A 26210-nucleotide genomic window follows, 5' to 3' on the forward strand; every position below is an offset into this window, starting at 1 on the left:
CGCAGCTTAAAAAAATGAGTCGATTTTTATAGTCAATGAAAAAAAAGAAGGCGCATCGTGTATTACGACACACCTTCGATGATTGTGCACTCTCATCCTTCGTCCGAAAAACACCATACGCATACCACAGGACAGGTAATCTCAATTGCTCATCTGAGCACTATCCAGACTCTGGAGCCCGGGGGGCAGACAGAGATGACTGTATTCCGCCCTGTGTTGTATGTTTTGGAATACAAGACAAATACTTTCCGCGCGAAAGCGCTTTGTGCGCAATGTATCCATTTGCGCGCTCCTCCTTTTTATTGCTGAAACATAAGGTATATCTGTTGACGGGATACATTCGGATAATCCGTTCAACAGATGCGGATGTGCTTTTGCCGTAGAGCTGCACACATTCTTTAATTGAATAAACCGAAACATTTTAGTAATAGAAAAAATAGATGAAACAATATATTCTGTTACTCGTGCTCATGGTGATGGGTGCGGGTATCCATGCGTATGCAGAAGATGTAAATCCTGTGAAGGAAGGAAATGTGATTTCAGGTCATGTAGTGGAAAAAGGCACGGAGAACAGCCTTCCGTATGCTACCATATTGATTGTGGAAACCGGGGAAGGTACGGTGAGTAACGAGGACGGGGAGTTCCGTTTCAAGAAGGTTCCGGCAGGAAAGTACACATTGAGGGTTCAGCTACTGGGCTATGAGACACAGGAAAAGAAAGTGACCGTCAGTAACGACTTCACGGTAGATGTTCATTTTTTGATGAGTGACGAAAGTATTATGACGGACGAGGTAGTCGTATCGGCCAATCGCAATGAGACAAGTCGCAAGGTGGCTCCGGTGGTAGTCAATGTGATGAATGCCAAGCTGTTCGAATCGGTGAATTCTACCGATTTGGCTAAATCCTTGAATTACCAGTCGGGGTTGCGTGTGGAGAACAACTGCCAGAACTGCGGCTTCCCTCAAGTGCGTATCAATGGGCTGGAAGGACCTTATTCTCAGATTCTTATCAATAGTCGTCCGGTAGTCAGTGCTCTGTCCGGTGTGTATGGCTTGGAGCAGATTCCGGTGAATATGATAGAGCGTGTAGAGGTTGTCCGCGGAGGAGGGTCGGCCTTGTTTGGTGCTAATGCAGTGGGCGGAACCATCAATATCATCACGAAAGACCCCATCAACAATTCATTTCAGGTTTCTTCAACAATGTCCAATATGAACGGCAAGGTGTGGGAACAGTATATGGGAGCCAACGCCTCTTTGGTGTCAAAAGACAATACGTATGGCATCGCTTTGTATCAGTCTTATCGGAACCGTAATCCGTATGATGCGGACGGGGACGGTTTCTCGGAGTTGGGAAAGCTGAATATGAATACGTTCGGGCTGCGCACCTATTACCGTCCTACGCAGTTCAGCCGTATCAGTCTGGAATATCATACCACGAATGAGTTCCGCCGCGGAGGGAATAAATTTGATTTGCAGCCGCACGAAACGGATATCACCGAACAGACCAAGCACGTTATCAATAGTGGCGGATTGAGTTATGATCTGTTTTGGAAAGAATACAAGCATAAGCTTTCTTTCTATTCTTCCATCCAGCATACCGACCGTAACAGTTATTATGGTGCGCAACAGGATGCGAATGCATACGGAAAGACGAAAGATCTGACTTGGGTGGCAGGCGGCATGTATGTGGGTAATTTTGAGAAAGTTTTATTCTCTCCTGCTACTTTTACCGCCGGGCTGGAGTATCAGAACAACTCCCTGCACGATGTTATGACCGGTTATCACCGTGATATGAGACAGGATGTGCGCATTGCCAGCGCTTTTGTGCAGAACGAATGGAAAATGAATCAGTTTGTATTCCTGGCCGGCTTCCGTCTGGATGACCATAACCTGATTGACAATCCCATCTTCAGCCCCCGTCTGAACCTGCTCTATAAGCCCAGTGACAAACTACAGGCGCGCATCACCTGGTCCACCGGTTTCCGTGCGCCGCAGGCTTATGATGAAGACTTGCACGTTACGGCAGTAGGAGGTGAGGGCGTGCTTATCAAGTTGGCGGAAGGGCTGAAGCCTGAGCATTCGAACAGTATCAGCGGCTCCATTGACTGGACGGCAAATATCGGTCATTTCCAGACTAATTTGCTGTTGGAAGGGTTCTATACCGGATTGGATGACGTGTTTGTACTGGAGGATATGGGCCATGACGAGAATGGTAACAAGGTGAAGGAGCGTCGTAACGGTAACGGGGCACGTGTGTATGGCGTGAATCTGGACGGAAAGATTGCACATGGACGTGATGCGGCTTTACAGGTGGGCTTCACGGTGCAGCGCAGCGAATATACTGAGCTGGAGGCATGGAGTGAGAATCCTGAGGTAGCGCCGGTGAAGCGGATGCCCCGTACTCCTGACTATTATGGTTATTTCACATTGACATCTGCTCCGTTCAAGAATTTCGACTGCTCCTTGTCCGGTGTGTACACAGGCCGGATGCATGTGCCACATTTCGCACCGACAGAATTGCCCGAGGAATATATAGGACAATATATCGCTAAAGATGAAATGGTGCATACTCCTGATTTCTTTGATTTGAATGTGAAACTGAATTATACGTTTGTATTGAATGACCATATCAAGTTGCAATTGAACGGTGGAGTGCAGAATATCTTTAATGCTTTCCAAAAGGATTTGGACAAAGGTGGTTATCGTGACTCGGGTTATTTCTATGGGCCTACACAGCCTAGAACGTATTTTGTGGGGATCAAGATTACGAATTGAATAATCTGCTGATTTGTCAATGTGCTAATATGTCAATGGGTTACGCTTTGTTCCACATGGCACATTAGCACATTGTCACATTGACAAATTAGCAGATTGATTTATTACCAACTACTGACAAGTGACTATACTTTTCTGTAATCCGGAATCCCGGATCGGGATAATTATATAAGGGGAAGCGGTGTTCTGTTTCTCCTTCCATATATTTCCACAGACTGGCATATTCTTCTTTCTTCTCGCCCATTTCCTGCAATTGCAGCATATATTGCCAGATAGACTTGTTTTCCTTGATGTATATTTTTTCCATCTGATGAATAATCGGACTATGCTGGCGGGTTGGGTCATGGTCAAATTCCAGTATCCGTTTTCCCTCTTTTGTCATACCGATAGTTACGAAAGTCATGCTCTTGCCTATACCCGGCAGGTTCAGTACGCTGCGGTCTGTTGCTACGAAAGGAATCTGATGGAAGGTGCAGAAACGCTGTACGGCTGCCGCACGGTCTTTACTGTTTCTCAACAGGTTCAAAAACTCCTTTTCTTGCTCTGCGGAGAGTTTTCCCCATACCTTTTCCTCTTCTTTCTCCTGCAAGGAGCGGCTGTTAGGTGCAAATACGGCATAATTCTCCTCAAATCCTTTTACCGAGAAGGTGTAATAGCATAGTACACCCAGCCCATTCAATACTTTGCGCAGCTTGGCGGTGTGTCCGCGACGGGAAGCCGCCACATTATATACTAACTGGTTGGTGATAGTCCACCCGGCTGCCAGTATCTTGCGGATAGCTTCACGCGCTTCGGGTGTTACTTCCAGCGGAGTCTGGAAATGCGTTTGAATCAGAAATTGGCTGACTCCTACGGCAGATGCCTTTTCTTTGAACTCGCGTAAGATTTCCAATAGCTCGTCATTGATTCGCATGGGCAGATATACCGGGAGCCGGCTGCCCAAGCGTACTCGTTGCAGTTCCGCATATTTCTCTCCTTCGGCGCGTTGCAGGTTTGCGTTCCGTTTGCGGACAGCCATTTTGTAGACGGCTTCCAGTATATTGCGCAAGGTCTTGTTCTGGCTCATCAATGCATCGCCTCCCGTAATCAGGATATCCCTGAGCTGAGTGTCGTTCTCGAAATATTCCATCAGTTTTCTCAACCTCTTGTCCCAGCTCTCTTTCGGCTTCAATTCCTCGAAGTTGAAGTTCAGACGTTCACTTTGAAAGTCGTACATGCGCTGGCAGGATGCACATAGGCCGCCGCAGGCACGTCCCATCGAGTCGGGGATAAGAATGGCCACATCGGGATAACGGCGGTGAATGTTGTGTCCGTCCGGCAGCAGCCATCCGGCAGCGTTGGGCTTTCCGTCCTCTACTGCATCTTCTTTTTCCCATGCGTGGATGTTACCGTAAGTTTCTACCAATTGGGAAGAGTACAAGATATAGCTGCGTATGGCTTCGTCATCATATCCTTTTCCGGTAGGATTCAATAATGACAAATAATAAGGGGTGATGAAGACAGGCATTCCTTTCTTGCGTGCTTTGTGATAAAGCTGCAAGGTTTCTTCGGACAGGGAGTTGCCTAGCATCCGGTTCAGTTCGGTAGGGCTTTTTACGGCCATTGCCAGATGAAAACGGGCTTCGTTCCACCATTGACAGACCAGCCGGCGTTTGTCCTCTTCCGTGCTTCCTTCAGGAAAAAGGTAGCGGCTGGAAGGTGCGTGTCTGTTTTCTATTTTCTGGATAAGAAGGGAGATGATACGTTCTTTGTTTTGTCGGCGGATAGCCCGGACATCCTCATTCAGTCCGCTGGGCCAGCGTTTCATCCACTGTTGCACTTGTTTTTCATCAGGTAGCTCCTCTTCTTCGTGATAAAGCCGGTCGAACTGGTGATACAGGTCAATCCATAAATCAACGGAAATCTCTTCATTGATGATACGATTCGTTAAAAACTTCCAAAGCAGTGAGATGGTTTCTATTTTAATCTCCTGTTCTGTAGAGGCTTCGTAAATGGTTTTTCCATCGTTATCTATCAGTCTTTTAATTTGCCTTGCGGCAGCAGGATTGTAAATAGGACCGGATAATAGATAATCGTTCAGCTTATTCTTGAAAGCTGTTTCATCCTGGCTTTCTGAAGCTAATGAAGTGAGTTGGGTTAATCGGGTTTCGAATAGTGTTTTAATGCCATGGGTGGATAACATCTTATTCTTTTGTTTCATAAGCAAACGGTTGTTAAGAAAGTGAATACTATAAATAACATATTTCTCGTAGAAAAGTTATCAAACTGTTAACTTCATGCTGCTAAGATAGTAAAAAAGCTTCTTTTATGCAAATTCATTAACAAAAAGACGCTTTTTATAAATAGCATTATTTTATAGAGTACATTTGCTTTGTGCTTTCGTCTTTTTTTAAAGCCCGGAGCTTTTATCGGGAAACGAAGAAATTCGTAGTTTTGTAGAGCTTTGCTTGTTTGCAGGTCAATCAAGCTGAAGAGAAACCTCATTTTAATAAATGGAAAAACAACATAGAAGTAAATAAATGGAACTGAAACAACTTTTTACCTTTGCAGCAGCCTGTTCGCTGGCACTTTCGGTATCGGCGCAAGATAGAGTACACTATACAGGCACGGAGCTGTCTAACCCTACCTGTCATGACGGGCAATTGTCACCCGTGGTAGGGGTACACAATATTCAGGTGATGCGTGCCAACCGGGAACACCCTGCACCCGATAACGGCAATGGATGGACATACAATCATCAGTCCATGTTGGCTTATTGGAACGGACAATTCTATATGCATTATCTTTCCGATCCTTCGGACGAGCATATTCCTCCCTCACAAACTTTCCTGATGACCTCGAAAGACGGTTATCACTGGACAAACCCGGTGACCCTTTTCCCTATCTACCGGGTTCCCGATGGCTATACCAAGCCCGGACGCACAGACAAGGCGAAAGATCTGGATGCCATCATGCATCAGCGTGTAGGCTTTTATGTGTCAAAGAGCGGCAGACTGATAGCCATGGGAAACTATGGTGTGGCGCTGGACAAGAAAGATGACCCGAATGACGGGAACGGAATAGGCCGTGTGGTTCGCGAAATTAAAAAGGACGGTTCCTTCGGCCCCATTTATTTCATTTATTATAACCATGCGTTCAATGAAAAGAATACCTCTTATCCTTATTTTAAACGGAGTAAAGACAAGGAGTTTGTAAAAGCCTGTCAGGAGATTCTGGATAATCCCCGCTACCGTATGCAGTGGGTGGAGGAAGCCGACCGCAATGACCCGTTGATTCCTTTACACAAAGAATACAAAGCGTATTGTGACTATACCTTGCCCGACGGCCGTTTGGTAAGCCTGTGGAAACATGCCCTGACTTCCATCAGCGAGGATGGCGGGAACACATGGGCGCAACCGGTGGAACGTGCGAAAGGTTTTGTAAACAGTAATGCGAAGATTTGGGGGCAGCGTTTGAGTGACGGTACATACGCCACGGTGTATAATCCTTCCGAGTTCCGTTGGCCGCTGGCTATCTCGCTCAGTAAGGACGGGCTGGAATATACGACCTTGAACCTGGTGCACGGCGAGATTACACCGATGCGTTACGGAGGTAATTATAAATCATTCGGTCCTCAGTATGTACGGGGTATTCAGGAAGGTAACGGGACTCCTCCCGATGGTGATTTATGGGTGACTTACAGTATGAATAAAGAGGATATGTGGGTGTCTCATATTCCTGTGCCTGTCCGCGCACACGCCAGCGAGCATGCTGACGACGATTTTGCCGGCTACAAAGATTTGAGCGAACTGACCGACTGGAATTTGTATTCCTTGCAGTGGGCTCCCGTATCACTGGATGGAAAATGGCTGGTGCTGCAAGACAAGGACTTATTCGATTATGCCCGTGTGGAGCGTAAGATACCTGCTACAAAAGAACTGAAAGTATCTTTCGAACTGATGGCGGAACAGAACGATAAAGGACTTTTGCAGATAGAATTTCTGGATGAAAACGGCATTGCCTGTTCCCGTCTGGAACTGACTCCCGATGGACTTTTCCGTGCCAAAGGAGGTGCGCGGTTTGGTAATTTGTTGAAGTATGAACCAGGCAAGACGTATAAGGTAGAAGTGGAGCTTTCTGTTGCCAACCGCATGGTAATTGTCTATGTGGATGGAAAGAAAGTGGGGCAACGTATGTTCTTTGCACCCGTTCCGGCCATCGAGAGAGTGATGTTCCGCACCGGAGCGCAACGGACTTATCCTACGGTGGATACTCCGGCGGACTGGTATGGTATTCTGCCGAATGCAGGTGAGCAAGAACCTTTGTGCACTTATCGTATAGCCCATTTCAAGACGGCTTCTGCTGATAAGGATGCCGGTGCAGCCTTCTTGAAATATAAGGATTTCAAGCCCTATGTGGATTATTTCAACAGCATGGAGGATGAGAATATAGCCCAGGCTATTCCCAATGCCCGTGCATCTCAATGGATGGAAGAAAACATTCCTCTTTTCGAGTGCTCTCAAAAGAACTTCGAAGAAATGTATTATTATCGTTGGTGGACGCTGCGCAAGCACATCAAGGAAACTCCGGTGGGCTATGGTATGACCGAATTTCTGGTAAACCGTTCGTATGCCGATAAATACAATCTGATAGCTTGTGCCATCGGTCATCATATTTATGAGAGCCGCTGGTTGCGTAATCCGGAATACTTGAATCAGATTATCCATACTTGGTATCGGGGTAACGAAGGAGGCCCGATGGCTAAAATGACCAAGTTCAGCTCGTGGAATGCGGATGCGATACTGGGACGTTACATGGTCGATGGAAACAAGGAGTTCTTGTTGGATATGGTAAAAGACTTGGAAGCGGAATATGCCCGTTGGGAAAAGACAAACCGCCTGCCCAATGGACTTTATTGGCAGGGAGATGTGCAGGATGGTATGGAAGAATCCATCAGCGGAGGCCGTCGTAAGCAATATGCCCGTCCCACTATCAACAGTTATATGTATGGCAATGCCAAAGCACTCTCTCTTATCGGCATCATGACAGGAGATGAGGGCATGGCCATGAAATATGGATTGAAAGCCGATTCCATTAAAACATTGGTACAGGATAAGTTGTGGAACACAGACCATCATTTCTTTGAAACGATGCGTGGAGATGCGTCCGCCGAGGTACGCGAGGCTATCGGCTATATCCCTTGGTATTTCAATTTGCCGGATGCTTCTTCCAAATACACTGTGGCATGGAAGGAAGTGATGGACGAGAAAGGTTTTTCCGCACCTTACGGACTTACCACTGCCGAGCGCCGTCATCCTGAGTTCCGCACGCATGGCGTAGGTAAGTGTGAATGGGATGGGGCTATCTGGCCGTTTGCATCTGCACAGACTTTGACGGCAATGGCCAATTTTATGAATAATTATCCTCAGACTGTATTGACAGACAGCGTGTATTTCCATCACATGGAACGCTATGTGGAGTCGCAGCATCACCGTGGCCGCCCCTACATAGGTGAGTATCTGGATGAGGTGACCGGTTATTGGTTGAAAGGAGATCAGGAACGCAGCCGTTATTACAATCATTCTACTTTTAATGATTTGATGATTACCGGTTTGATAGGGCTCCGTCCGCGCATGGATAACACAGTGGAGGTGAATCCGTTGATTCCCGAAGGAAAATGGGATTATTTCTGTTTGGATAATGTGTTGTATCATGGCCGTAACCTCACTATTTTGTGGGATAAGGACGGCAGCCGTTACCAGCGTGGAAAAGGTCTGCATATCTATGTGGATGGAAAGGAAGTGGGACACTCCGATACATTGACCCGTGTCCTTTGTGAGAATGTGCTATAATTTTGAATAAAGGGGATGTCTTAAGATAATAAACAGACTGTTGAAAGAAAAATGAATTACAGAAAAATCTTAATAGCCGCTTTGTTAGTTATGTCTTTCGCCGTGCAGGCGAAGGACATAACTGTTACCCGTCTGACGTGTGAGATGCGCGAAGGAAGAGTGACCACCTCTGATGCCCCTCGTTTGGGATGGCAGATGAGTTCGCCGGAAAATGGCACGCGGCAGACTGCTTATGAGATAGAGATTCGGGATGTATGGGCAGGAAAAGTAGTCTGGAACAGCGGTAAAGTAAAATCTGCTCAAAGCCAGTTGGTTTCCTGTGCGGATGCGGCTTTGGAGAAGGACAGGCATTATACTTGGCGTGTCCGTGTCTGGGATGAGGCTGATACGCCTTCGGCATGGAGTGCCTCCTCTGATTTCAGTATCCTGACTTCCGAAGCGGCTTTCGCCGGCAGTGAATGGATTGGGGCTATTACCCGTAAGGATGCCCGCATACCCGAAGGCCGGAAATATCATGGCAGTGAACTGAAAAAGCCTGAGGCAAAGGCCGCCTGGGCTGCTGTGGATACTTTGGCAAAGAAAAGTATTTATCTGCGCCGTGAGTTCCATGTGGCAAAGAAAGTGAAAGACGCCACGGCGTATGTATGTGGCTTGGGCTTTTACGAGTTTTCGCTGAATGGAGAAAAAGTGGGAGACAGCGAATTTGCCCCTCTTTGGAGCGACTATGACAAAAGTGTCTATTATAATACTTATGATGTCACCTCGCAAGTGAAGAAAGGAGGTAACGCCATCGGAGTCCTGCTGGGAAATGGATTTTACAATGTGCAAGGCGGCCGCTATCGTAAATTGCAAATCAGTTTCGGCGCCCCCACGCTTCGTTTCCGAATGGTGGTGAATTATGAAGACGGAACCAGTGAAACGATTGTTTCCGGAAAGGACTGGAAGTACGATTTCAGTCCCGTACTGTTCAATTGCATCTATGGCGGAGAAGATTATGACGCCCGCCGTGAGCAGAAAGGCTGGAACATGTTCGGTTTTAAAGAGCAGGATTGGCATCCTGTCGTGATTCAGGAAGCCCCCAAAGGGGTGCTTCGTCCGCAGATAGCGCAACCGGTAAAGATCATGGAGCGTTATGATATCCGGAAAGTGACCAAGCTCACCGCTGAACAGATAACAGCCGCCTGCAAGTCAACCAAACGGACGGTGGACCCGTCTGCCTTTGTGCTGGATATGGGACAGAACCTGGCCGGTTTCCCCGAAATTACCGTCCGTGGAAAGAAAGGGCAGAAAATAACTCTGCTTGTATCCGAATCCCTGACGGACGAAGGAGCTTGCAATCAGCGTCAGACCGGCAGACAACATTATTATGAATATACCCTGAAAGGGGAAGGAGTGGAAACTTGGCATCCTCGTTTTTCTTACTATGGTTTCCGGTATATTCAGGTGGAAGGCGCTGTGCTGAAAGGGCAGAAGAATCCCCACCGTCTTCCGGTGATCCAGAAGATACAGTCGTGCTTTGTTTATAACTCGGCTCCTAAGGTATCCACATTCCAATGTTCCAATCGTATATTCAATGAGGCCCATCGGCTGATAGAGAAGGCGGTGCGAAGCAATATGCAGTCCGTGTTTACCGATTGTCCTCATCGCGAGAAACTGGGCTGGCTGGAACAGGATCATTTATGCGGTCCCGGTTTGCTTTACAATTATGATTTGACAGGCTTTGTTCCTCAGACTCTTCAGAACATAGCCGATGCACAGCATGCCAATGGCGCGGTTCCTACCACTGCTCCGGAATATGTGGTGTTCGAGGGCCCCGGTATGGATGCTTTTGCCGAATCTCCCGAATGGGGATGTACCTTCGTGGTATTACCCTTCATGTATTATGAGACGTATGGGGATGATTCATTGATCAGAAAATATTATAACGGAATGCGCCGTTACATTGATTACCTCACTACCCGTGCCGACAATGGAATTGTTTCTTTCGGATTGGGTGACTGGTATGATTATGGAGATTTCCGGGCCGGTTTCTCGCGTAATACGCCTGTTCCTTTAGTAGCTACCGCCCATTATTATATGGTTGTTCGCTATCTGGTGGAGGCGGCACGTATGCTGGATAATAGGTATGATGTAGCATATTACACTCATTTGGGTGAAGAAATTAATAAAGCATTCCATCGGGAGTTTTATCACAAGGACACTCGTCAGTATGGTACGGGAAGCCAGTGCAGCAATGCCTTGCCTTTGTTCCTGGGAATGGTTCCCGCCGATGACAGACAGGCGGTGCTTGATAATCTGGTAGCGGATATAAAACGCCACGGCAACCGGCTGACCACCGGTGATGTGGGTAACCGTTATCTGTTCCAGACTTTGGCGCGTAACGGGTTGAATGAACTGATGTACACCATGCACAACCATGAAGAAGCACCCGGCTATGGTTTCCAGCTGAAATTCGGAGCTACCACGCTGACCGAGCAATGGGACCCGCGGCAAGGTTCTTCGTGGAATCATTTTATGATGGGGCAGATTGATGAATGGTTCTTCAACTCGCTGGCGGGTATCCGCACCGTTGAGGGAAAACCGGGAATGAAGGAAATAGAAATACGTCCCCGTCCGGTAGGCGATTTGACATACGTCCGTGCCTCTACCCAAACCTTGTACGGAAAAGTAGCGGTAGACTGGACCCGCGAGAATGGAGTCTTTACATTAAAAGTAACGATACCTGTAGGGTGTACGGCACGCGTATTCCTTCCCGATGAAAAAGAGCCGAAGATAGTGGAAAGCGGAACTTATTCTTTTAAGAAATAAACGCGGTTTTCATAGGAAAAGCCCCCTGAGGGTATTTGGTAAAACTAAAATCAACTAATGAACAATATGAATAAACGTACCTTTTTAAGTCTGTTACTATGTGTTTGCTGTCTGTCTTTTCTGCATGCGGAGCGTGTGGATATGCAGCAGGCAGGTGCCGATGTGCAAGGCAGGAAGCTGAACACAGCATTGATTAATTCCACCATCGACCGCCTGAACGCCCATGGTGGAGGAACCCTCTTTTTCCCCGCAGGAACTTATCTCACCGGTTCCATCCACATGAAAAGTAACATCACTCTGGAACTGGAAGCAGGAGCCACCTTGAAATTCTCGGAGAACTTTGACGACTTCCTCCCTTATGTGGAAGTGCGCCATGAGGGAATCATGATGAAAAGTTTCCAACCGCTGATTTATGCCGTGGATGCAGAGAACATCACCATCAAGGGTGAAGGGACACTGGACGGACAGGGCAAAGCATGGTGGACGGAATTTTTCCGCGTCCTTGTAGACCTTCGGGACAACGGCAAGAGAAACATCAACAAGTACCAGCCCATGTTCGAGAAGGAAAACGACCTGAAAGTCCTTTACGCCGAAACCAACGAAGACTGGCACGGCACATTGGACCGTCGCTTCTTCCGTCCCCCTTTCATACATCCCATCCGTTGCAAGAATGTACGGATAGAGGGCGTGAAGATTATCAACTCTCCCTTCTGGACCGTAAATCCTGAGTTTTGCGATAATGTGACCATTAAAGGCATTACCATCCACAATGTGCCTTCCCCCAATACGGACGGCATCAACCCTGAGTCTTGTAAGAACGTACACATCAGCGACTGCCACATTTCGGTAGGCGACGACTGCATCACCATCAAATCCGGACGTGACCTGCAAGCACGTAAACTGGGCGTTCCTTGCGAGAATATCACGATTACCAATTGTACCATGTTGAGCGGACACGGTGGTGTGGTTATCGGCAGCGAGATGAGCGGAGGGGTGAAGAAAGTAACCATCAGCAATTGTATCTTTGATGGAACCGACCGGGGGATTCGTCTGAAATCCACCCGTGGCCGCGGAGGCATTGTAGAAGATATCCGGGTAAGCAATATTGTGATGCGTAACATCAAGAAAGAGGCTATCGTCCTCAATCTGAAATATAGCAAGATGCCTGCCGAACCGAAGAGTGACCGTACTCCGGAATTTCGCAATATCTATGTGTCGGGTGTGACGGTCCGTGATGTGAATACCCCCATTATGGTGGTAGGCCTGCCCGAAGCGCCTATTACCGGTATTGTGATGCGTGATGTGTATATTCAGAATGCCAAGCAACGCTGTGTCTTTGAAGACTGCAAGGACTTGGTGCTGGATGATGTGTATGTGGATGGTAAAGAAATAAAATAGACTTCCCGATGAAGAAACAACTATTATGGTGCATGGCGGCACTCTCTTTTTCCGCTGCATCTGCACAAACTTATGAAACCCGGTTCGCACGTCCGTTATCCGATGTGCTGAATGACGTTGCCGCCCGTTTCCAGGTCCGCTTGAAATATGACGTGGATACGGTGGGGCGTGTGCTTCCGTATGCCGATTTCCGTATCCGGCCTTATTCATTGGAGGAAACGCTGACCAATGTGCTTTCCCCCTTCGATTATAAATTCGTAAAGCAAAGTGACAAGGTATATAAGTTGAAACCTTACGAATACGCCCGCCGCACGGATGCCGACGGAGAAAAAATGCTGGCATACCTTAGTGGTTTATATAGTGATAAAAGTCAATGGGAACAGCGCAGGGAGATTCTCCGCAAAGAGGTGCGCCAACGTCTGGGACTGGATGATATGCTGAGGAAAACAGTGAAGTATGCAAAGCCTGTTCTTTCTAAAATACGCAAATTTGATGGCTATACCGTGCAGAACTTTGCATTGGAAACCTTGCCGGGACTTTATGTCTGCGGTTCAGTCTATGCCCCCCGCACCAAAGGCAAACATGCACTGATTATCTGCCCCAATGGTCATTTTGGACAGGGACGCTACCGCAAAGACCAGCAGCAGCGCATGGCGACACTGGCACGTATGGGGGCTGTCTGCGTGGATTATGACCTGTATGGTTGGGGGGAATCCGCCTTGCAGGTAGGTGCGGAAGCGCACCATACCGATGACGCGCACACCATTCAGGCCATGAACGGATTGCTGATACTGGATGATATGCTGGCAAACCGTAAAGATATAGACCCTGCACGCATCGGCGTGAACGGTGGTTCCGGCGGAGGAACGCAGACGGTGTTGCTTACCGTCCTGGACGACCGTTTTACAGCTGCCGCCCCTGTGGTCAGTCTGGCTTCTCATTTTGATGGCGGTTGCCCGTGTGAAAGTGGCAAGCCCATCCAGTTGGCAGGTGGAGGAACTTGCAATGCGGAGCTGGCTGCCCTGTTTGCCCCGCGTCCCATGCTGGTGGTTTCCGACGGAGGAGACTGGACAGCCACGGTTCCCCGTTTGGAATATCCTTACTTGCAACACATCTACGGTTTTTACGGTGCGACGGACAAGGTGAGCAATGTACATTTGCCGCAAGAACGCCATGATTTCGGTCCGAACAAGCGCAATGCGGTTTATGATTTCTTTATAGACGTGTTCGGCCTTGACCGGAACATGCTGGATGAAAGTAAAGTAACCATTGAACCGGAAGACGCATTGAAGAGCTTTGGTGAGAAAGGTGAGAAACTGCCTGCCGGAGCCTTAAGATATAAAGAGTGATTTTGTCGTTTATTTATTAGGTTAAGAGTTAGTATGGAATCTCCCTCTTGCATAGCCTGTGAAGGTGAGCAAGGGGGAACTTTTTTTAGATATGGGGGATTAATACTTTTTGTCGGGTATATCAGGCCTTGTCATGCGGACTGTTAAGTCTTTTTGTGCGGACTGTTACTATAGTCTTCGGCAGTGGACCGTACAGTCTGCTACAGTGGACTGTACGGTCTGCCGCAGTGAAACATACGGACTGCTGTCGCAGTCTGTAAAAGGTGACCGTAAGAAATGCTTTAATGGTACTGAAAAAAAGACTTAATGGAGCTGAAGTGATGAATTAACTTCGCATTTACGTTATAATCAGCTTTAGTTTCCCATCCTTGTGGCGCTTTCGGTCGTTTTCTTGTTTATAGTTGCGGAGTCAGATCGGTCTCTACGTCGGATTTCGGCTGAGTATAATGGAAAAAACGGAGATTATAACAAGATAATGCGTTTCTGTAATATGGCAGCAATCTGTTGTCTCAGTTGTGGGGCGCTGATGGGCTTGGCCATATAGCCGTCGAAGCCGTTTTCCATGGCCCGTTGTTCATCACTGGCATAGGCGAAAGCGGTAACAGCAATGATAGGCACATCCAAGGATAGTTTTCGTATTTCCCGGGTGGCCTCATAGCCATCCATCACCGGCATATTGATATCCATCAGAATTATCTGAGGGGTATGGAGCTTATACAAATTGACCGCCTCTTTTCCATCCCAGGCATGTACCAGGTTATATTCTCGTTTCAAGATAGATTGAAACAGCCGGTAATTGCTCTCATTGTCTTCGGCGATCAGAATGGTCAGCTTGTCTTTTTGCACGGAAATGAGTTGATGCTCTTCCTCTCTCTTGTTCTCTGCAGCGGCAGGCTGGTAGGGAATGGTGAACCAGAAAGTGGATCCTTTTCCTTCCTCGGACTCAACACCGATGCGTCCTCCCATGTGCTCTACAATTGTCTGGCAAATGGATAGCCCCAGTCCTGTACCCTGTACAAAAGAGTTCAGTTTGACGAAACGTCCGAATATGGAGTTCACTTTGTCGGCTGGAATGCCGCAACCGGTATCTTTAACATAGAAATAAAGTTCTTTGTCGCATAGTTTGTAGCCGAAGGTGATGCTTCCTTGTGAGGTAAATTTGCTGGCGTTGTTCAGTAAATTGTTCAGTACCTGCATCAGACGGTTCTTTTCCGTTCTTATGAGGCAGGAGGGAAGTCCTTTCTGTACAATCAGTTGAATGCCGTTGCTCTCTGTCCGATAACGGGTGACACTTTCTATCTCGGAAATAATATCATTCAGTTCTATGTTGCAATAGCTGAACTCTAATGTACCGGCCTCTATTTTCGATAAGTCCAGTATGTCGCTGATTAATTGCAGCAGCAACGTGTTGTTACTTTCAATGATATTGATATATTCCTGCTTTTCCTGTTCCTCTTCTGCAGCAGCAAGGATGTTTGAGAAACCGATGATAGCATTTAGCGGAGTGCGTATTTCGTGGCTCATATTGGCAAGAAAAGCGGACTTCAGCCGGTTGGATTCTTCCGCGCGGTCCTTGGCTGAAAGCAGTTCGTCTTCCATTTTCTTCCGTTCAGTTATGACTAGGGAAGATCCTACCAAAGTGAGCGGCATTCCGTTTTCGTCTTTGCTTTCCACAGCTGCCTGCGCTTCTATCCAGTCTATTTTCCATTGTGTTCCGTCATTGGCCAGCACGCGGTATTCCTCTTTTACTTTCTCTATTTTCCCGTCTGCCAGGTCACGGTAGGCCTGTATCACGCGTGGGCGGTCTTCTTTAATGATTTTAGCGAAGTATTGCTCGTCCGAAACGCTCAACTGATCTTCGCTGATGCTTCCCGGCATGGCCGCCATGACAATGGGGCGGTTGAGGTCGCATAAAATGGTATGGTCTTTCAAATTCCATTTCCAAGGTACGATGTTGGCTACTTCCAGTGCCATGGAAAGTTTATGGTTCGTGGCGCTCAGCATTTGCTGCGCATTGTGCAGTTCGGTGCTGTCCATGCAGAACACATCCACTGTGTCCGGTTCGGTAGAGCAATTCAGGACAACATCATAGAAGATGTTGACGGTCTTAAAATAATATGGGAAGGTGATCGATTTCTTTTCTTTTAAGGTGAGTTCCATGAAATGGGTGAATTCCGGCAAGGACTCCGGGAAAATTTCAGAGGCTCTTTTCCCTATTACCTCGGATTTGGGCAAGAAACATCGTTCGAAATAGCGGTTGACATCCATATAAATGCTGTCTGCGATATTCCCTTCTTTGTCCCATATTACCTGTTCTTTCATGTAAAGGATAGGCATATTGTCTATCAGATTGGTATATTGTGTGTTCGTGTCTATTTCATTTTGCTGGGCGCGTCTCAGCGCTTTCAGCATTTGGATGCGTTTTTGCTGTGCCACGGCCATCAGTATAAAAGCAATGAGTACACTTAGGATGATCCATTTATATTTGTTCAGAAAGTTGGCCGGTTTGTCATAGAAAACGGTGTCACCAGGGCATAGGTCGGGATCGAGTCCTTTATTTACCAGTCTTGTGTAGTTGAATGCGGGGTGTGCTTCGTTGGGTTCATAAAAAGGTATGTCGCTGGCTTTCTTCCCATGTAGTATCTCGTCTATCGTTTTCAGTAATTGCCTGGTAAAGATTTGGTCATTATACATGTATCCTCCTACCATGCCGCCGTCATCCATACCTGCATAGCGGATGGTGAACAAAGGGGCGGAGATGCTGGCGATACTTCTGTAGGCATTAATCAGAAAATTGCTTGAAGTGAACGATTCGGTGAACCAGGTGGATACCAGAATGCCTGTGGTCTTGTCTGTTTTACGCACGGCGTTATATAGCTGATGCAGACTGTTGGTACGCGAGGAGATGTATTCGTAATCCATTTGCGGGTATTTGTCTTTAATCAGCTCTCGCAGTTGCTTGTCATATTCCGGATTGGGGTAGATGCCGTCTCCCAGGAAAATCAGTTTCTTCATACCGGGAATCATCCTGCACATCAGTTGCACGTTTTCTTCCAGATAGATGGGGGTGTGCATGTAGGTGAAATTGAATTCTTCTGCCAATTCGCTCATGTGTGTCTTTTCTTCGGGGGTGACTGTATCTCTCTGCCTGTAGAATTTCTCATGGTACACATAGGGGTCGGCTCCGCATACAATGGCAGGTACTTTACCCCATAAAGATTGAATCTCTTCTCTGAAAATCAGGCTCATGCTCCCAATGAATACCAGCAGGCGGGGAGGGGTGGAGCCGTATTTCGAAGAAAGAATTTCTGAGAATCTCTCGATTTTAGTGGAGTCGCCTACCATAAAAAGATTCAGATGTTCTATGTAAGCGTCCATGTTCTCTATTCTGGCTATTTTATGAACAATGGGGGTGGCGATGCTGTTGCTCCAGGGAGAGGATTCGTTGTAGCTGTTCAGAATCAGAATATAGTTCCCCGCCTCGGTGTTTTCCTGTACATGGGAGGCTTTGCCGATGGTTGCAAAGAGGGTGAATATACAGGTACATATCAGTAACCGTTGTATATGGGCTACACACGTTCTTTTAAGATTTCTGTCCATTATTGATGTCCTACTCTTCTTTTGTTATATAGCTATGATGCTTGTGATGCAACAAATGTACTATTAAATTAATGAGTGGACGAAGAAATGGAAATGTTTAACAAATATTAAAAGAAACAGGACGGGATGGAAAGTTTTCGTATAGGCAGATGGGAGATGATTGGATGGGAATTCCTGCCGGCCGATATGGCAGTGGGGAGCGAATGCTGATAAAGGGAGTGGGAGGGGAAGTCATTCTTTTGTTCTATTTCTTTTTTATATAAAGGAATAGTCTTATATTTATCCCGTCATCTTATTTTTGAAAAAGTAGGGGAACATCACTTAATCAGAAGTAGTTATGGAATATCACTTACGTACTAAATTGAATGGAAATATAGCAATGACTTCCTGTTTCCATGAAAACTCTTTTTTGCAGCGTGACAGGAGTCTTTATAAATTTATATGGGTGCGGCATGGAACGTTGGATGTGGAAGTGGATCATGTGGTGATGCATCTGGAAAAAGAGGAAATGATTTCGCTTACTCCTTTGCATCATGTGCAGATAAGGGGAGTGGACGGTGAATACCTCACTTTTTTATTCAATAGTAACTTTTATTGTATTTACGGGCATGACAGCGAGGTGTCTTGTAACGGATTCTTGTTTAACGGTTCTTCCCGTGTCATGCGTTTGAAGCTTTCGCCTTCCCAGTCGGCCCGTCTTGACAGTATTGTCGATATTTTCAGGGGGGAGTGTGGAATACAAGACAACTTGCAGGAAGAAATGTTGCGTATTATTCTGAAACGTTTCATTATCACTTGTACCCGCATAGCCCGTGAAAAGTTTGATGTGGACCCGGGACGTGAGAACATGTTTGATGTGATTCGTCAGTTTTATGTACTGGTTGACAGTCATTTTAAGGAGAAGAAGCAAGTACAGGATTATGCTGATATGTTGTGCCGTTCTCCCAAGACTATTTCTAATCTCTTTTCCCTTTACGGACTTTCTTCTCCTTTGCGTGTCATTCATGAACGCGTGGATGCGGAAGCCAAGCGCTTGTTGCTTTATACGGGTAAGAGTGCGAAAGAAATCAGTGAGATTCTGGGATTTGAGGATTTGGCTACGTTCAGCCGTTTCTTTAAGAAAATGAACAAGGAGAGCCTTTCGGAATACCGGAAAAGAGAGAAGCGGGAATAATTGCCAACCTATATGGGGAAATTGCCATTTACCGGAGGGGGAAAACCACCGACCTTTGTACCAGGAAGTTAAATCTTTTAATAATGAAAGCAATGATGGCAAAATTAAAATCTCTGTTTGTTGCGTTTTTAACAATAGCAGCATCTGCCCAAAAACTGGGTATCAATCTTATCCGTGTGGCAATCCTTGTAATTTTTGTATGGATTGGTGGTCTGAAATTCTGGAACTATGAAGCCGAAGGAATTGTGCCTTTTGTGGCGAACAGTCCCTTTATGAGTTTCTTTTATACCAAGGACGCTCCTGAATATAAAGAATATAAGCTGAAAGAAGGCGAACTCGATGAAACGAAGCACCTGTGGCATGAAGAGAACAATACTTATGGGTTCTCTCATGGATTGGGTATTTTGATTATGGGGATCGGTATCTTGACGTTTTTAGGCATCTTCTCTCCGAAAACCGGTTTGGTGGGGGCCGGACTGGCTATTGTCATGACATTGGGCACTTTGTCTTTCCTTGTAACAACGCCCGAGGTGTGGGTCCCCGATTTGGGAAGTGGCGAACAGGGATTCCCTTTGCTGACGGGCGCCGGTCGTCTGGTCATTAAGGATATTGCTATTCTGGCAGGAGCTGTTGTCGTTCTTTCGGATAGTGCGGGAAGGGTATTGAACCAGTTGAAAAAGTAAAGTTGGAAAGACCGGTCACGGACATGCCCTTTTATAGGGGGTGTATATGGATGCATTCCGGCGAGAGGCAAGTATTTCCTGCAAGACATAACTATCTATGAGGCAAGTTGCATCCTGTGTCATCTTGCTGTCTGTCAGCTATTGATAATGAATGCAAATTTGGCAGATTCTGCGGTTAACCCCTGTTAAGTGCTTATCTGTCTGTGTTAAAAGAGGAAAAAAAACTCTGACAAACGGTACAACCGTACAATATTTGTCATTACATTAGCGTCATAAATGTTAAACCAAACTTGAAATTAACAAATTAATAGATATTAAGTTATGAAACAAGCAACTAAAATGGTACTAGGCGCAGCAGCAATTGTAGCAGTCAGCGCAGGTGTAGCAGGAGTAACGGCTTATTCTATGTTGAAACCCGAGCCAAACAAAAGCGTGGCTTTTAATGATGTGTTCCAACAAAATCCGAATACAAGACTCGCCGCGTTGGACGCCACTCAAATGCAACCGGTGGATTTGACTCAGGCAGCGGAAAATTCAGTGCATGCAGTAGTTCATATAAAGTCAACTCAAGAATCAAAGACTCAGACGGTTACCGTTCGTGATCCGTTCTATGATTTCTTTGGTGATATTTTTGGAAATGGCAGAGGCGGCGGTCAGCAGCGTCAGGTGCAGACTCCTGAAAGAGTGGGATTCGGTTCCGGAGTGATCATCTCGAAAGATGGATATATTGTAACGAATAACCATGTAATCGATAATGCTGATGTGATCAGTGTCAAACTGAATGACGGACGTGAATACAAGGGACGTGTAATCGGCACAGACCCCAGCACGGATTTAGCGTTGGTTAAAATTGAAGCGGATGAGCTTCCTACGATTCCCGTGGGCAATTCGGAGGCTTTGAAAGTAGGTGAGTGGGTATTGGCTGTGGGTAATCCCTTTAATATGACTTCTACGGTAACAGCCGGTATTGTGAGTGCCAAAGCCCGTTCTTTAGGGGTATATAATAATGGTGTGGAATCTTTCATCCAGACAGATGCTGCGATCAACCAAGGCAACAGTGGTGGTGCATTGGTGAATGCAAGGGGTGAACTGGTAGGTATCAATTCCGTACTTTATTCACCTACAGGAGCTTATTCGGGTTATGGGTTTGCTATTCCAACCAGTATTATGACGAAAGTTATAGCCGACTTGAAAGAATATGGAACCGTTCAGCGTGCGGTATTGGGCATCAAGGGTACTCCGATTAATGATGACCAGCAGATGATGCCGGAAGAAATCAAGAAGAAGGTGAAGGAACTGGGCGCCACCGACGGTGTGTTGATTGCTGAGATAATTGAGGGAGGTTCTGCGGCCGGCAACTTGGAAGTAGATGATGTCATTATCGGTATTGACGGAAAACGTGTGAAGAACTTTGCAGAGTTGCAGGAGGGGTTGGCTAAACACCGTCCGGGTGACAAAGTAACCGTCAAGGTGTTGCGTGACAAGAAAGAAAAGGATATCGAGATGACCTTGAAGAATGCACAGGGAACAACGAAAGTGGTGAAGAGTGCGGGCATGGATATCTTGGGCGCAGCATTCCGTGAAGTTCCTCAGGAATTGAAGAGACAATTGAATTTGGGATATGGTGTGGAAGTCACAGGTGTGACAGACGGTAAGATGAAGGCTGCCGGTATCCGTAAAGGCTTCATCATCCTGAAGGCAAACGGACAACCTGTCAAATCAGTAAATGATTTGGAAGATGTGCTGAAAGCTGCTACCCAGTCACCGGATCAGGTATTGTTCCTGAGTGGTATGTTCCCATCAGGTAAACGTGCGAACTATGCAGTGGATTTGACACAGGAATAAGAAGATTTTTAAGGTAGAAAGTTTCAATAGGTAAAGTTTAGAGGATGCACGGTAAGGGTTACTTCCGTGCATCCTGATTTTATAGTCAAACAGGACTGATAACCTTATTTTCGCAAAATATTTAGGAAAAGAAGGACAAAGATAGTCTTTTTTGATTTATTAGCTAATATTTTTCAAACAAAAATGGATGTATTCCATTTAATGTTGTAAATTTGCATCCCAAATTTGTTTTATAGAGAATGAGACAATTAAAGATTACCAAAAGTATCACTAACCGAGAGAGCGCATCTCTGGATAAGTATTTACAGGAAATAGGCCGTGAAGACCTGATTACTGTAGAGGAAGAGGTAGAGCTCGCTCAGCGTATCCGTAAAGGCGACCGGGTAGCATTGGAAAAACTGACACGTGCCAACTTGCGTTTCGTCGTGTCTGTAGCCAAGCAGTATCAAAATCAGGGGTTAAGTCTTCCTGACTTGATTAATGAAGGCAACCTGGGATTGATTAAAGCAGCCGAAAAGTTCGATGAAACCCGAGGCTTCAAGTTTATCAGTTACGCCGTATGGTGGATTCGTCAGTCTATTCTCCAGGCATTGGCAGAACAGTCACGTATTGTCCGTTTGCCGTTGAATCAGGTAGGCTCGTTGAACAAGATCAGCAAAGCCTTCTCTAAATTCGAACAGGAAAACGAACGTCGTCCTTCTCCGGAAGAACTGGCCGATGAACTGGAAATACCTGTAGACAAAATCTCGGACACGTTGAAGGTTTCAGGACGCCACATTTCTGTAGACGCTCCTTTTGTGGAAGGAGAAGACAACAGCTTGCTGGATGTGCTTGTGAACGACGACTCGCCTATGGCAGACCGTTCCTTGGTTAATGAGTCACTTGCGAGGGAAATTGATAGAGCACTCTCTACGCTGACCGAAAGGGAGAAGGATATTATCCAGATGTTTTTCGGTATTAATACGCAGGAAATGACGTTGGAAGAAATCGGCGATAAATTCGGCCTCACTCGTGAGCGCGTACGCCAGATTAAAGAGAAAGCCATTAGAAGATTGAGACAAAATTCGCGTAGCAAGCTGCTTAAGTCTTATTTAGGGTAAGAAAGATTCGGTTTCCGAAAAGAAAACAAAGCACAAGATGGAAGGTTGCTTCCGTCTTGTGCTTTTGTTCATAATATACCAATAATGCCTATCGGCTGCACTATGTGCCGTATGGTAATGGGCACATCAGCAAATTATTATAGTTAATTAATCTATTACTTTTTCGTATTTGTCCGTAAATAACTACTTTTGTCCTCTAATAAAATTATAAAATTAGAATTATGAAATCCATAAAGATTCTGTGCTCTTTATTATTGGTACTGACGGTATGCTCGGCATTCTCATTGAAAGGAAGTAAATCTGTTTATATAGTAGGCGTATCCGCATCGTTTACAGATTCATTGGTTTATTTCACGGAAATCCAGTTGCTGGACAGTGTGAGGCTGGATAAGAATAAGATGTTGCCGGAACGCTCACAATACAGTTATCAGCTGAAAAATTATCTGGAAAACGAGGAAGGGCTGACGAACCGTACTTGCTTTGTTTATTTCTCGAACAGCAGAAAGAAACTGCAGAAGACCATCAACAAGATGAAGACCAAGTATCAAAAAGGAAAGACCTTGCTGATTCGCGAAGTGAACCCCAATGCATTCAAGTTCAAGAAACCGGAAGAGTAATCCTTTTCTTATGAAAAAGATTCTATTTCTATTCTTGGCAGCCTGCTTTTTCTTCTCTTGTGAGAAGGAAACAATCGTGATTCCTCAGCAACATGCCGGAAGAACGGTTCTGGCATTCTTTTGGGCGGATAACAGTTTGAATTCCAGTTTGCGTAATAATATTCAGACGATGATGCAAGGACTTCAGGCTATGAAGGATTCGGCTGCTTTATTGGTATATTGGGATGGTGAGGCTTCGGATATCAGTTGGCCGGAGCCTTGTATCGTAGAATATGTAACCAATGGTCAGGGGGGTATCAACAGCCTGTCTAAAGGAACGATAGATGCAATGATGGCTGATAAGAATACATCTATCTATGATTTGATTGGTATTGGTAACATCAGAAAAAAATATCCCCCTCAGACATCGACGGAGAAAACCGTCATGCAGACAGTGATAGGTGATATGATGAGTGCTTACCCGTCGGAAAGTTATGGAATAATCTTTGGATCTCACGGTTCGGGATGGTTGCCCACTATTACCGGCACCCGTTCTATAGGACAAGATGGCGGGCGGTATTCCAGTGACACAGCGTTGATACCGGAATTGGCGGAAGTGTTGCGTACGGTAAATCCTCAAAAGTTTGATTTTGTCTTGTTTGATGCGTGTATGATGGGGTGTGCCGAGGTGTATTATGAGCTGAAGGATGCTGCCAGATACTGTATCGCTTCTGTACTTGATATACCGGCAGCCGGATTTCCTTATGCAAGTGTGATGCCTTATTTGTATGAAAATGCGATCAAGGATTATTTGGGGCCAATCTGTAAAGATTATATAGATTATTATAACTATAATGGTTGGGGAACCATTTCGGCAGTGGATTGCAATCAGATGGAAGGCTTGGCGGAAGCGGTCAGAAGTGTGATTTTGTCCAATCAGGATAGCCTGAAGAACGTGGATACAGCTGATTTGCAGCAATATGGCAAAGGCAGCAGCAACTTCAAAGGATATGCCTATGATATGTTACAGTTTATTGGAAAATTGTGTGGAGGAATGGCTCCGGACGATTTTACGCAACAATTAAAGAAGACGGTCGTTTATACAGGTTATACTCATGATCCCACCTCATCCTTGTACAGAATAGATGGGGATAACTACAGTGGAATGGGTATGTATATCCCCAATTCATTCACCACTCCCAAATATTTGCTTTGGAACAATTATTTCAAGTCTTCCATAGCGTGGTATCATGCATCCGGATGGGCTGAAACGGAATCTATTTGGGGGAATTGAAGGAGAATGCAGCCAGTTGCCTTTTACTTGATCCCGAATAATAGATATAGCGGATGGAAGTGCCGAATTTCCGGTATTCCTCCATTTCCACCGAGTTGTCTACTGCATCCTGCAGGGCTTGTTTAAAGGCGGCATAATGGGTATTCATATAAGTGGCGTTGTCCAGTTCTCCTGTAACACTGTAGAAATAGCTCACACTATTATCTTTCTCATTATAACAGGTGCTGTCCAGTGTAATCGTTTCGTTCATGCGTGTGGGGCAGGACCGGTTGGTCTTTTCGGCTGTCTGTTTGAATTTACGGACTTGTGAACGGTGGTTATTATTACATCCTGCCAAAGTAAGGATGCCTAGGGCCGCTATTATAACTGTTTCTCTTTTCATTATAAATCGGTATTTTGAAGCGAAAGTAAACTATAAGTTTGAACAAAGCAAATGGATTTTTGTTTTTTATTAGTAAGTTTGTGCAAACAAAAAAAGTAAAACATGTCTCGCATTATAGATGAATTAAAACGTACGGACCACAAGCGTTATCTGGGTGGTCTTGATTTCTTTAAATATATTGGTCCCGGATTACTGGTTACTGTAGGTTTTATTGATCCGGGAAACTGGGCCTCGAATTTTGCGGCCGGTTCCGAATTTGGTTACGCGTTGTTGTGGGTGGTGACCTTGTCTACCATTATGTTGATTGTGTTGCAGCACAATGTGGCCCACCTGGGCATTGTGACGGGATTGTGCCTGAGTGAAGCAGCCACGCAGTATTGTCCCAAGTGGATATCCCGTCCCATTTTGGGCAGCGCGGTGCTGGCCTCCATATCCACTTCGCTGGCTGAGATACTGGGAGGAGCCATTGCCTTGCAGATGCTTTTGGAAATTCCCATTGCCTGGGGATCTGTCCTTACTACGATGTTTGTCGTCATTATGCTTTTTTCCAATTCATATAAAAAGATAGAAAGAGCCATCATTGCTTTTGTATCCGTAATCGGCCTTTCGTTTCTGTATGAGTTGTTTTTGGTAGATATTGACTGGCCTGTGGCGATCCGTTCCTGGGTGGTTCCTGAGATACCCCAGGGCAGTATGCTGATTATCATGAGCGTACTTGGGGCAGTGGTTATGCCGCATAACCTTTTCTTGCATTCAGAGGTGATACAGAGCCACGAGTACAACAAGCAGGACGAGAGCTCCATTCGTAAAGTATTGAAATATGAATTCTATGATACTTTGTTCTCCATGATTGTAGGATGGGCCATCAATAGTGCCATGATCTTACTGGCAGCCGCTACTTTCTTCCGTACTCGGATTCCGGTGGAAGAGTTGCAGCAGGCGAAGTCGTTGCTTGACCCGTTGCTGGGCAGCCATGCCGGAATCATCTTTGCCTTGGCATTGCTGATGGCGGGGATTTCCTCCACCATAACCAGTGGTATGGCGGCAGGTTCTATCTTTGCGGGTATTTTCGGTGAGTCTTATCATATCAAGGATATCCACTCTAAGGTCGGTATTTTGATTTCTTTGGGGATAGCATTGGTTCTTATCTTCTTTATTGAGAATCCCTTTTACGGACTTATCATTTCTCAGATGATTCTGAGTATCCAGCTGCCTTTCACGGTGTTCCTGCAAGTAGGACTGACCTCTTCCAAACGGGTGATGGGCAAATATGCCAACTCCCGGTGGAGTTCATTCGTGCTTTATACCATTGCGGTGATTGTCTCCGCATTGAATATCATGCTGTTGCTCAGTTGAATAATGTGCGAATTTTCCCA

Annotated in this window: 16 protein-coding genes; 13 read left to right on the forward strand and 3 right to left on the reverse strand. The window is 45.9% G+C overall.

The genetic code is table 11. The annotated features are described in order from the left end of the window. Positions 1-440: 440 nt before the first annotated feature. Positions 441-2774: a TonB-dependent receptor gene (locus AB5062_RS01810; RefSeq protein WP_032953601.1), complete on the forward strand. Its 2334-nt coding sequence runs from the start codon at positions 441-443 to the stop codon at positions 2772-2774. Between the two features lie 88 nt (positions 2775-2862). On the opposite strand, the gene AB5062_RS01815 is transcribed toward AB5062_RS01810, so the two are convergent. After that, positions 2863-4974, reverse strand: coding sequence for a KamA family radical SAM protein (locus AB5062_RS01815; protein ID WP_032953600.1), 2112 nt, complete (start codon positions 4972-4974; stop codon positions 2863-2865). Between the two features lie 319 nt (positions 4975-5293). On the opposite strand from AB5062_RS01815, the gene AB5062_RS01820 reads away from it, so the two are divergent. From AB5062_RS01820 to AB5062_RS01840, 5 genes are all read left to right on the forward strand, one after another. Next, positions 5294-8605: a glycosyl hydrolase family 65 protein gene (locus AB5062_RS01820; RefSeq protein WP_032953599.1), complete on the forward strand. Its 3312-nt coding sequence runs from the start codon at positions 5294-5296 to the stop codon at positions 8603-8605. 51 nt (positions 8606-8656) lie between these two features. After that, a complete protein-coding gene (locus tag AB5062_RS01825) occupies positions 8657-11413 on the forward strand; it encodes a glycoside hydrolase family 78 protein (protein ID WP_228680455.1) in 2757 nt (918 codons plus the stop codon). A gap of 57 nt (positions 11414-11470) precedes the next feature. Continuing rightward, complete coding sequence (locus AB5062_RS01830) at positions 11471-12811, forward strand: glycoside hydrolase family 28 protein (RefSeq protein ID WP_032953597.1); 1341 nt, start codon at positions 11471-11473, stop codon at positions 12809-12811. Between the two features lie 8 nt (positions 12812-12819). Continuing rightward, a complete protein-coding gene (locus AB5062_RS01835; protein ID WP_032953596.1) occupies positions 12820-14160 on the forward strand; it encodes a S9 family peptidase in 1341 nt (446 codons plus the stop codon). Positions 14161-14293: 133 nt separating this feature from the next. Then, entirely contained in the window at positions 14294-14467 is a 174-nt protein-coding gene (locus tag AB5062_RS01840) for a hypothetical protein (protein WP_155268258.1), read from the forward strand. 155 nt (positions 14468-14622) lie between these two features. Here AB5062_RS01840 and AB5062_RS01845 read toward each other — a convergent pair whose 3' ends face one another. After that, positions 14623-17760 (reverse strand): ATP-binding protein, encoded by a 3138-nt coding sequence (locus AB5062_RS01845; RefSeq protein WP_228680456.1) that lies wholly within the window; start codon positions 17758-17760, stop codon positions 14623-14625. Positions 17761-18097: 337 nt separating this feature from the next. Between AB5062_RS01845 and AB5062_RS01850 the strand changes: the two genes are divergently transcribed. The 6 genes from AB5062_RS01850 (at position 18098) to AB5062_RS01875 (ending at position 24452) form a co-directional block, all read left to right on the forward strand. Continuing rightward, entirely contained in the window at positions 18098-18934 is an 837-nt protein-coding gene (locus tag AB5062_RS01850) for a helix-turn-helix domain-containing protein (RefSeq protein ID WP_074783081.1), read from the forward strand. Between the two features lie 92 nt (positions 18935-19026). Beyond that, positions 19027-19617 (forward strand): DUF417 family protein, encoded by a 591-nt coding sequence (locus tag AB5062_RS01855; RefSeq protein WP_008667272.1) that lies wholly within the window; start codon positions 19027-19029, stop codon positions 19615-19617. A gap of 321 nt (positions 19618-19938) precedes the next feature. Further along, positions 19939-21462 carry a Do family serine endopeptidase gene (locus AB5062_RS01860; protein ID WP_005843252.1) on the forward strand — a complete coding sequence of 508 codons (1524 nt, stop codon included), beginning with the start codon at positions 19939-19941 and terminating at the stop codon, positions 21460-21462. Between the two features lie 239 nt (positions 21463-21701). Further along, positions 21702-22562, forward strand: coding sequence for an RNA polymerase sigma factor RpoD/SigA (locus tag AB5062_RS01865; protein WP_005843258.1), 861 nt, complete (start codon positions 21702-21704; stop codon positions 22560-22562). Positions 22563-22783: 221 nt separating this feature from the next. After that, positions 22784-23179: a hypothetical protein gene (locus tag AB5062_RS01870; protein ID WP_011965726.1), complete on the forward strand. Its 396-nt coding sequence runs from the start codon at positions 22784-22786 to the stop codon at positions 23177-23179. Between the two features lie 10 nt (positions 23180-23189). Beyond that, positions 23190-24452: a clostripain-related cysteine peptidase gene (locus AB5062_RS01875; RefSeq protein ID WP_115648773.1), complete on the forward strand. Its 1263-nt coding sequence runs from the start codon at positions 23190-23192 to the stop codon at positions 24450-24452. Here the strand turns inward: AB5062_RS01875 and AB5062_RS01880 are convergent. Beyond that, positions 24436-24834, reverse strand: coding sequence for a hypothetical protein (locus AB5062_RS01880; protein ID WP_005843266.1), 399 nt, complete (start codon positions 24832-24834; stop codon positions 24436-24438). The two genes, AB5062_RS01875 and AB5062_RS01880, sit on opposite strands and share 17 nt — an antisense overlap. A gap of 102 nt (positions 24835-24936) precedes the next feature. Between AB5062_RS01880 and AB5062_RS01885 the strand changes: the two genes are divergently transcribed. After that, positions 24937-26190 carry an Nramp family divalent metal transporter gene (locus AB5062_RS01885; RefSeq protein ID WP_228680458.1) on the forward strand — a complete coding sequence of 418 codons (1254 nt, stop codon included), beginning with the start codon at positions 24937-24939 and terminating at the stop codon, positions 26188-26190. The last annotated feature ends 20 nt before the right edge of the window (positions 26191-26210 follow it).

This window comes from Phocaeicola sp. RTP21359st1_B8_RTP21360_211022 (genome assembly GCF_040911965.1).
GTDB classification, from domain to species: Bacteria; Bacteroidota; Bacteroidia; order Bacteroidales; family Bacteroidaceae; genus Phocaeicola; species Phocaeicola vulgatus.

Coding starts and splice junctions, on each gene's coding strand:
- AB5062_RS01810 (WP_032953601.1), top strand. CDS start 441: ATGAAACAATATATTCTGTTACTCGTGCTCATGGTGATGGGTGCGGGT.
- AB5062_RS01815 (WP_032953600.1), bottom strand. CDS start 4,974: ATGAAACAAAAGAATAAGATGTTATCCACCCATGGCATTAAAACACTA.
- AB5062_RS01820 (WP_032953599.1), top strand. CDS start 5,294: ATGGAACTGAAACAACTTTTTACCTTTGCAGCAGCCTGTTCGCTGGCA.
- AB5062_RS01825 (WP_228680455.1), top strand. CDS start 8,657: ATGAATTACAGAAAAATCTTAATAGCCGCTTTGTTAGTTATGTCTTTC.
- AB5062_RS01830 (WP_032953597.1), top strand. CDS start 11,471: ATGAACAATATGAATAAACGTACCTTTTTAAGTCTGTTACTATGTGTT.
- AB5062_RS01835 (WP_032953596.1), top strand. CDS start 12,820: ATGAAGAAACAACTATTATGGTGCATGGCGGCACTCTCTTTTTCCGCT.
- AB5062_RS01840 (WP_155268258.1), top strand. CDS start 14,294: ATGCGGACTGTTAAGTCTTTTTGTGCGGACTGTTACTATAGTCTTCGG.
- AB5062_RS01845 (WP_228680456.1), bottom strand. CDS start 17,760: ATGGACAGAAATCTTAAAAGAACGTGTGTAGCCCATATACAACGGTTA.
- AB5062_RS01850 (WP_074783081.1), top strand. CDS start 18,098: ATGGAATATCACTTACGTACTAAATTGAATGGAAATATAGCAATGACT.
- AB5062_RS01855 (WP_008667272.1), top strand. CDS start 19,027: ATGATGGCAAAATTAAAATCTCTGTTTGTTGCGTTTTTAACAATAGCA.
- AB5062_RS01860 (WP_005843252.1), top strand. CDS start 19,939: ATGAAACAAGCAACTAAAATGGTACTAGGCGCAGCAGCAATTGTAGCA.
- AB5062_RS01865 (WP_005843258.1), top strand. CDS start 21,702: ATGAGACAATTAAAGATTACCAAAAGTATCACTAACCGAGAGAGCGCA.
- AB5062_RS01870 (WP_011965726.1), top strand. CDS start 22,784: ATGAAATCCATAAAGATTCTGTGCTCTTTATTATTGGTACTGACGGTA.
- AB5062_RS01875 (WP_115648773.1), top strand. CDS start 23,190: ATGAAAAAGATTCTATTTCTATTCTTGGCAGCCTGCTTTTTCTTCTCT.
- AB5062_RS01880 (WP_005843266.1), bottom strand. CDS start 24,834: ATGAAAAGAGAAACAGTTATAATAGCGGCCCTAGGCATCCTTACTTTG.
- AB5062_RS01885 (WP_228680458.1), top strand. CDS start 24,937: ATGTCTCGCATTATAGATGAATTAAAACGTACGGACCACAAGCGTTAT.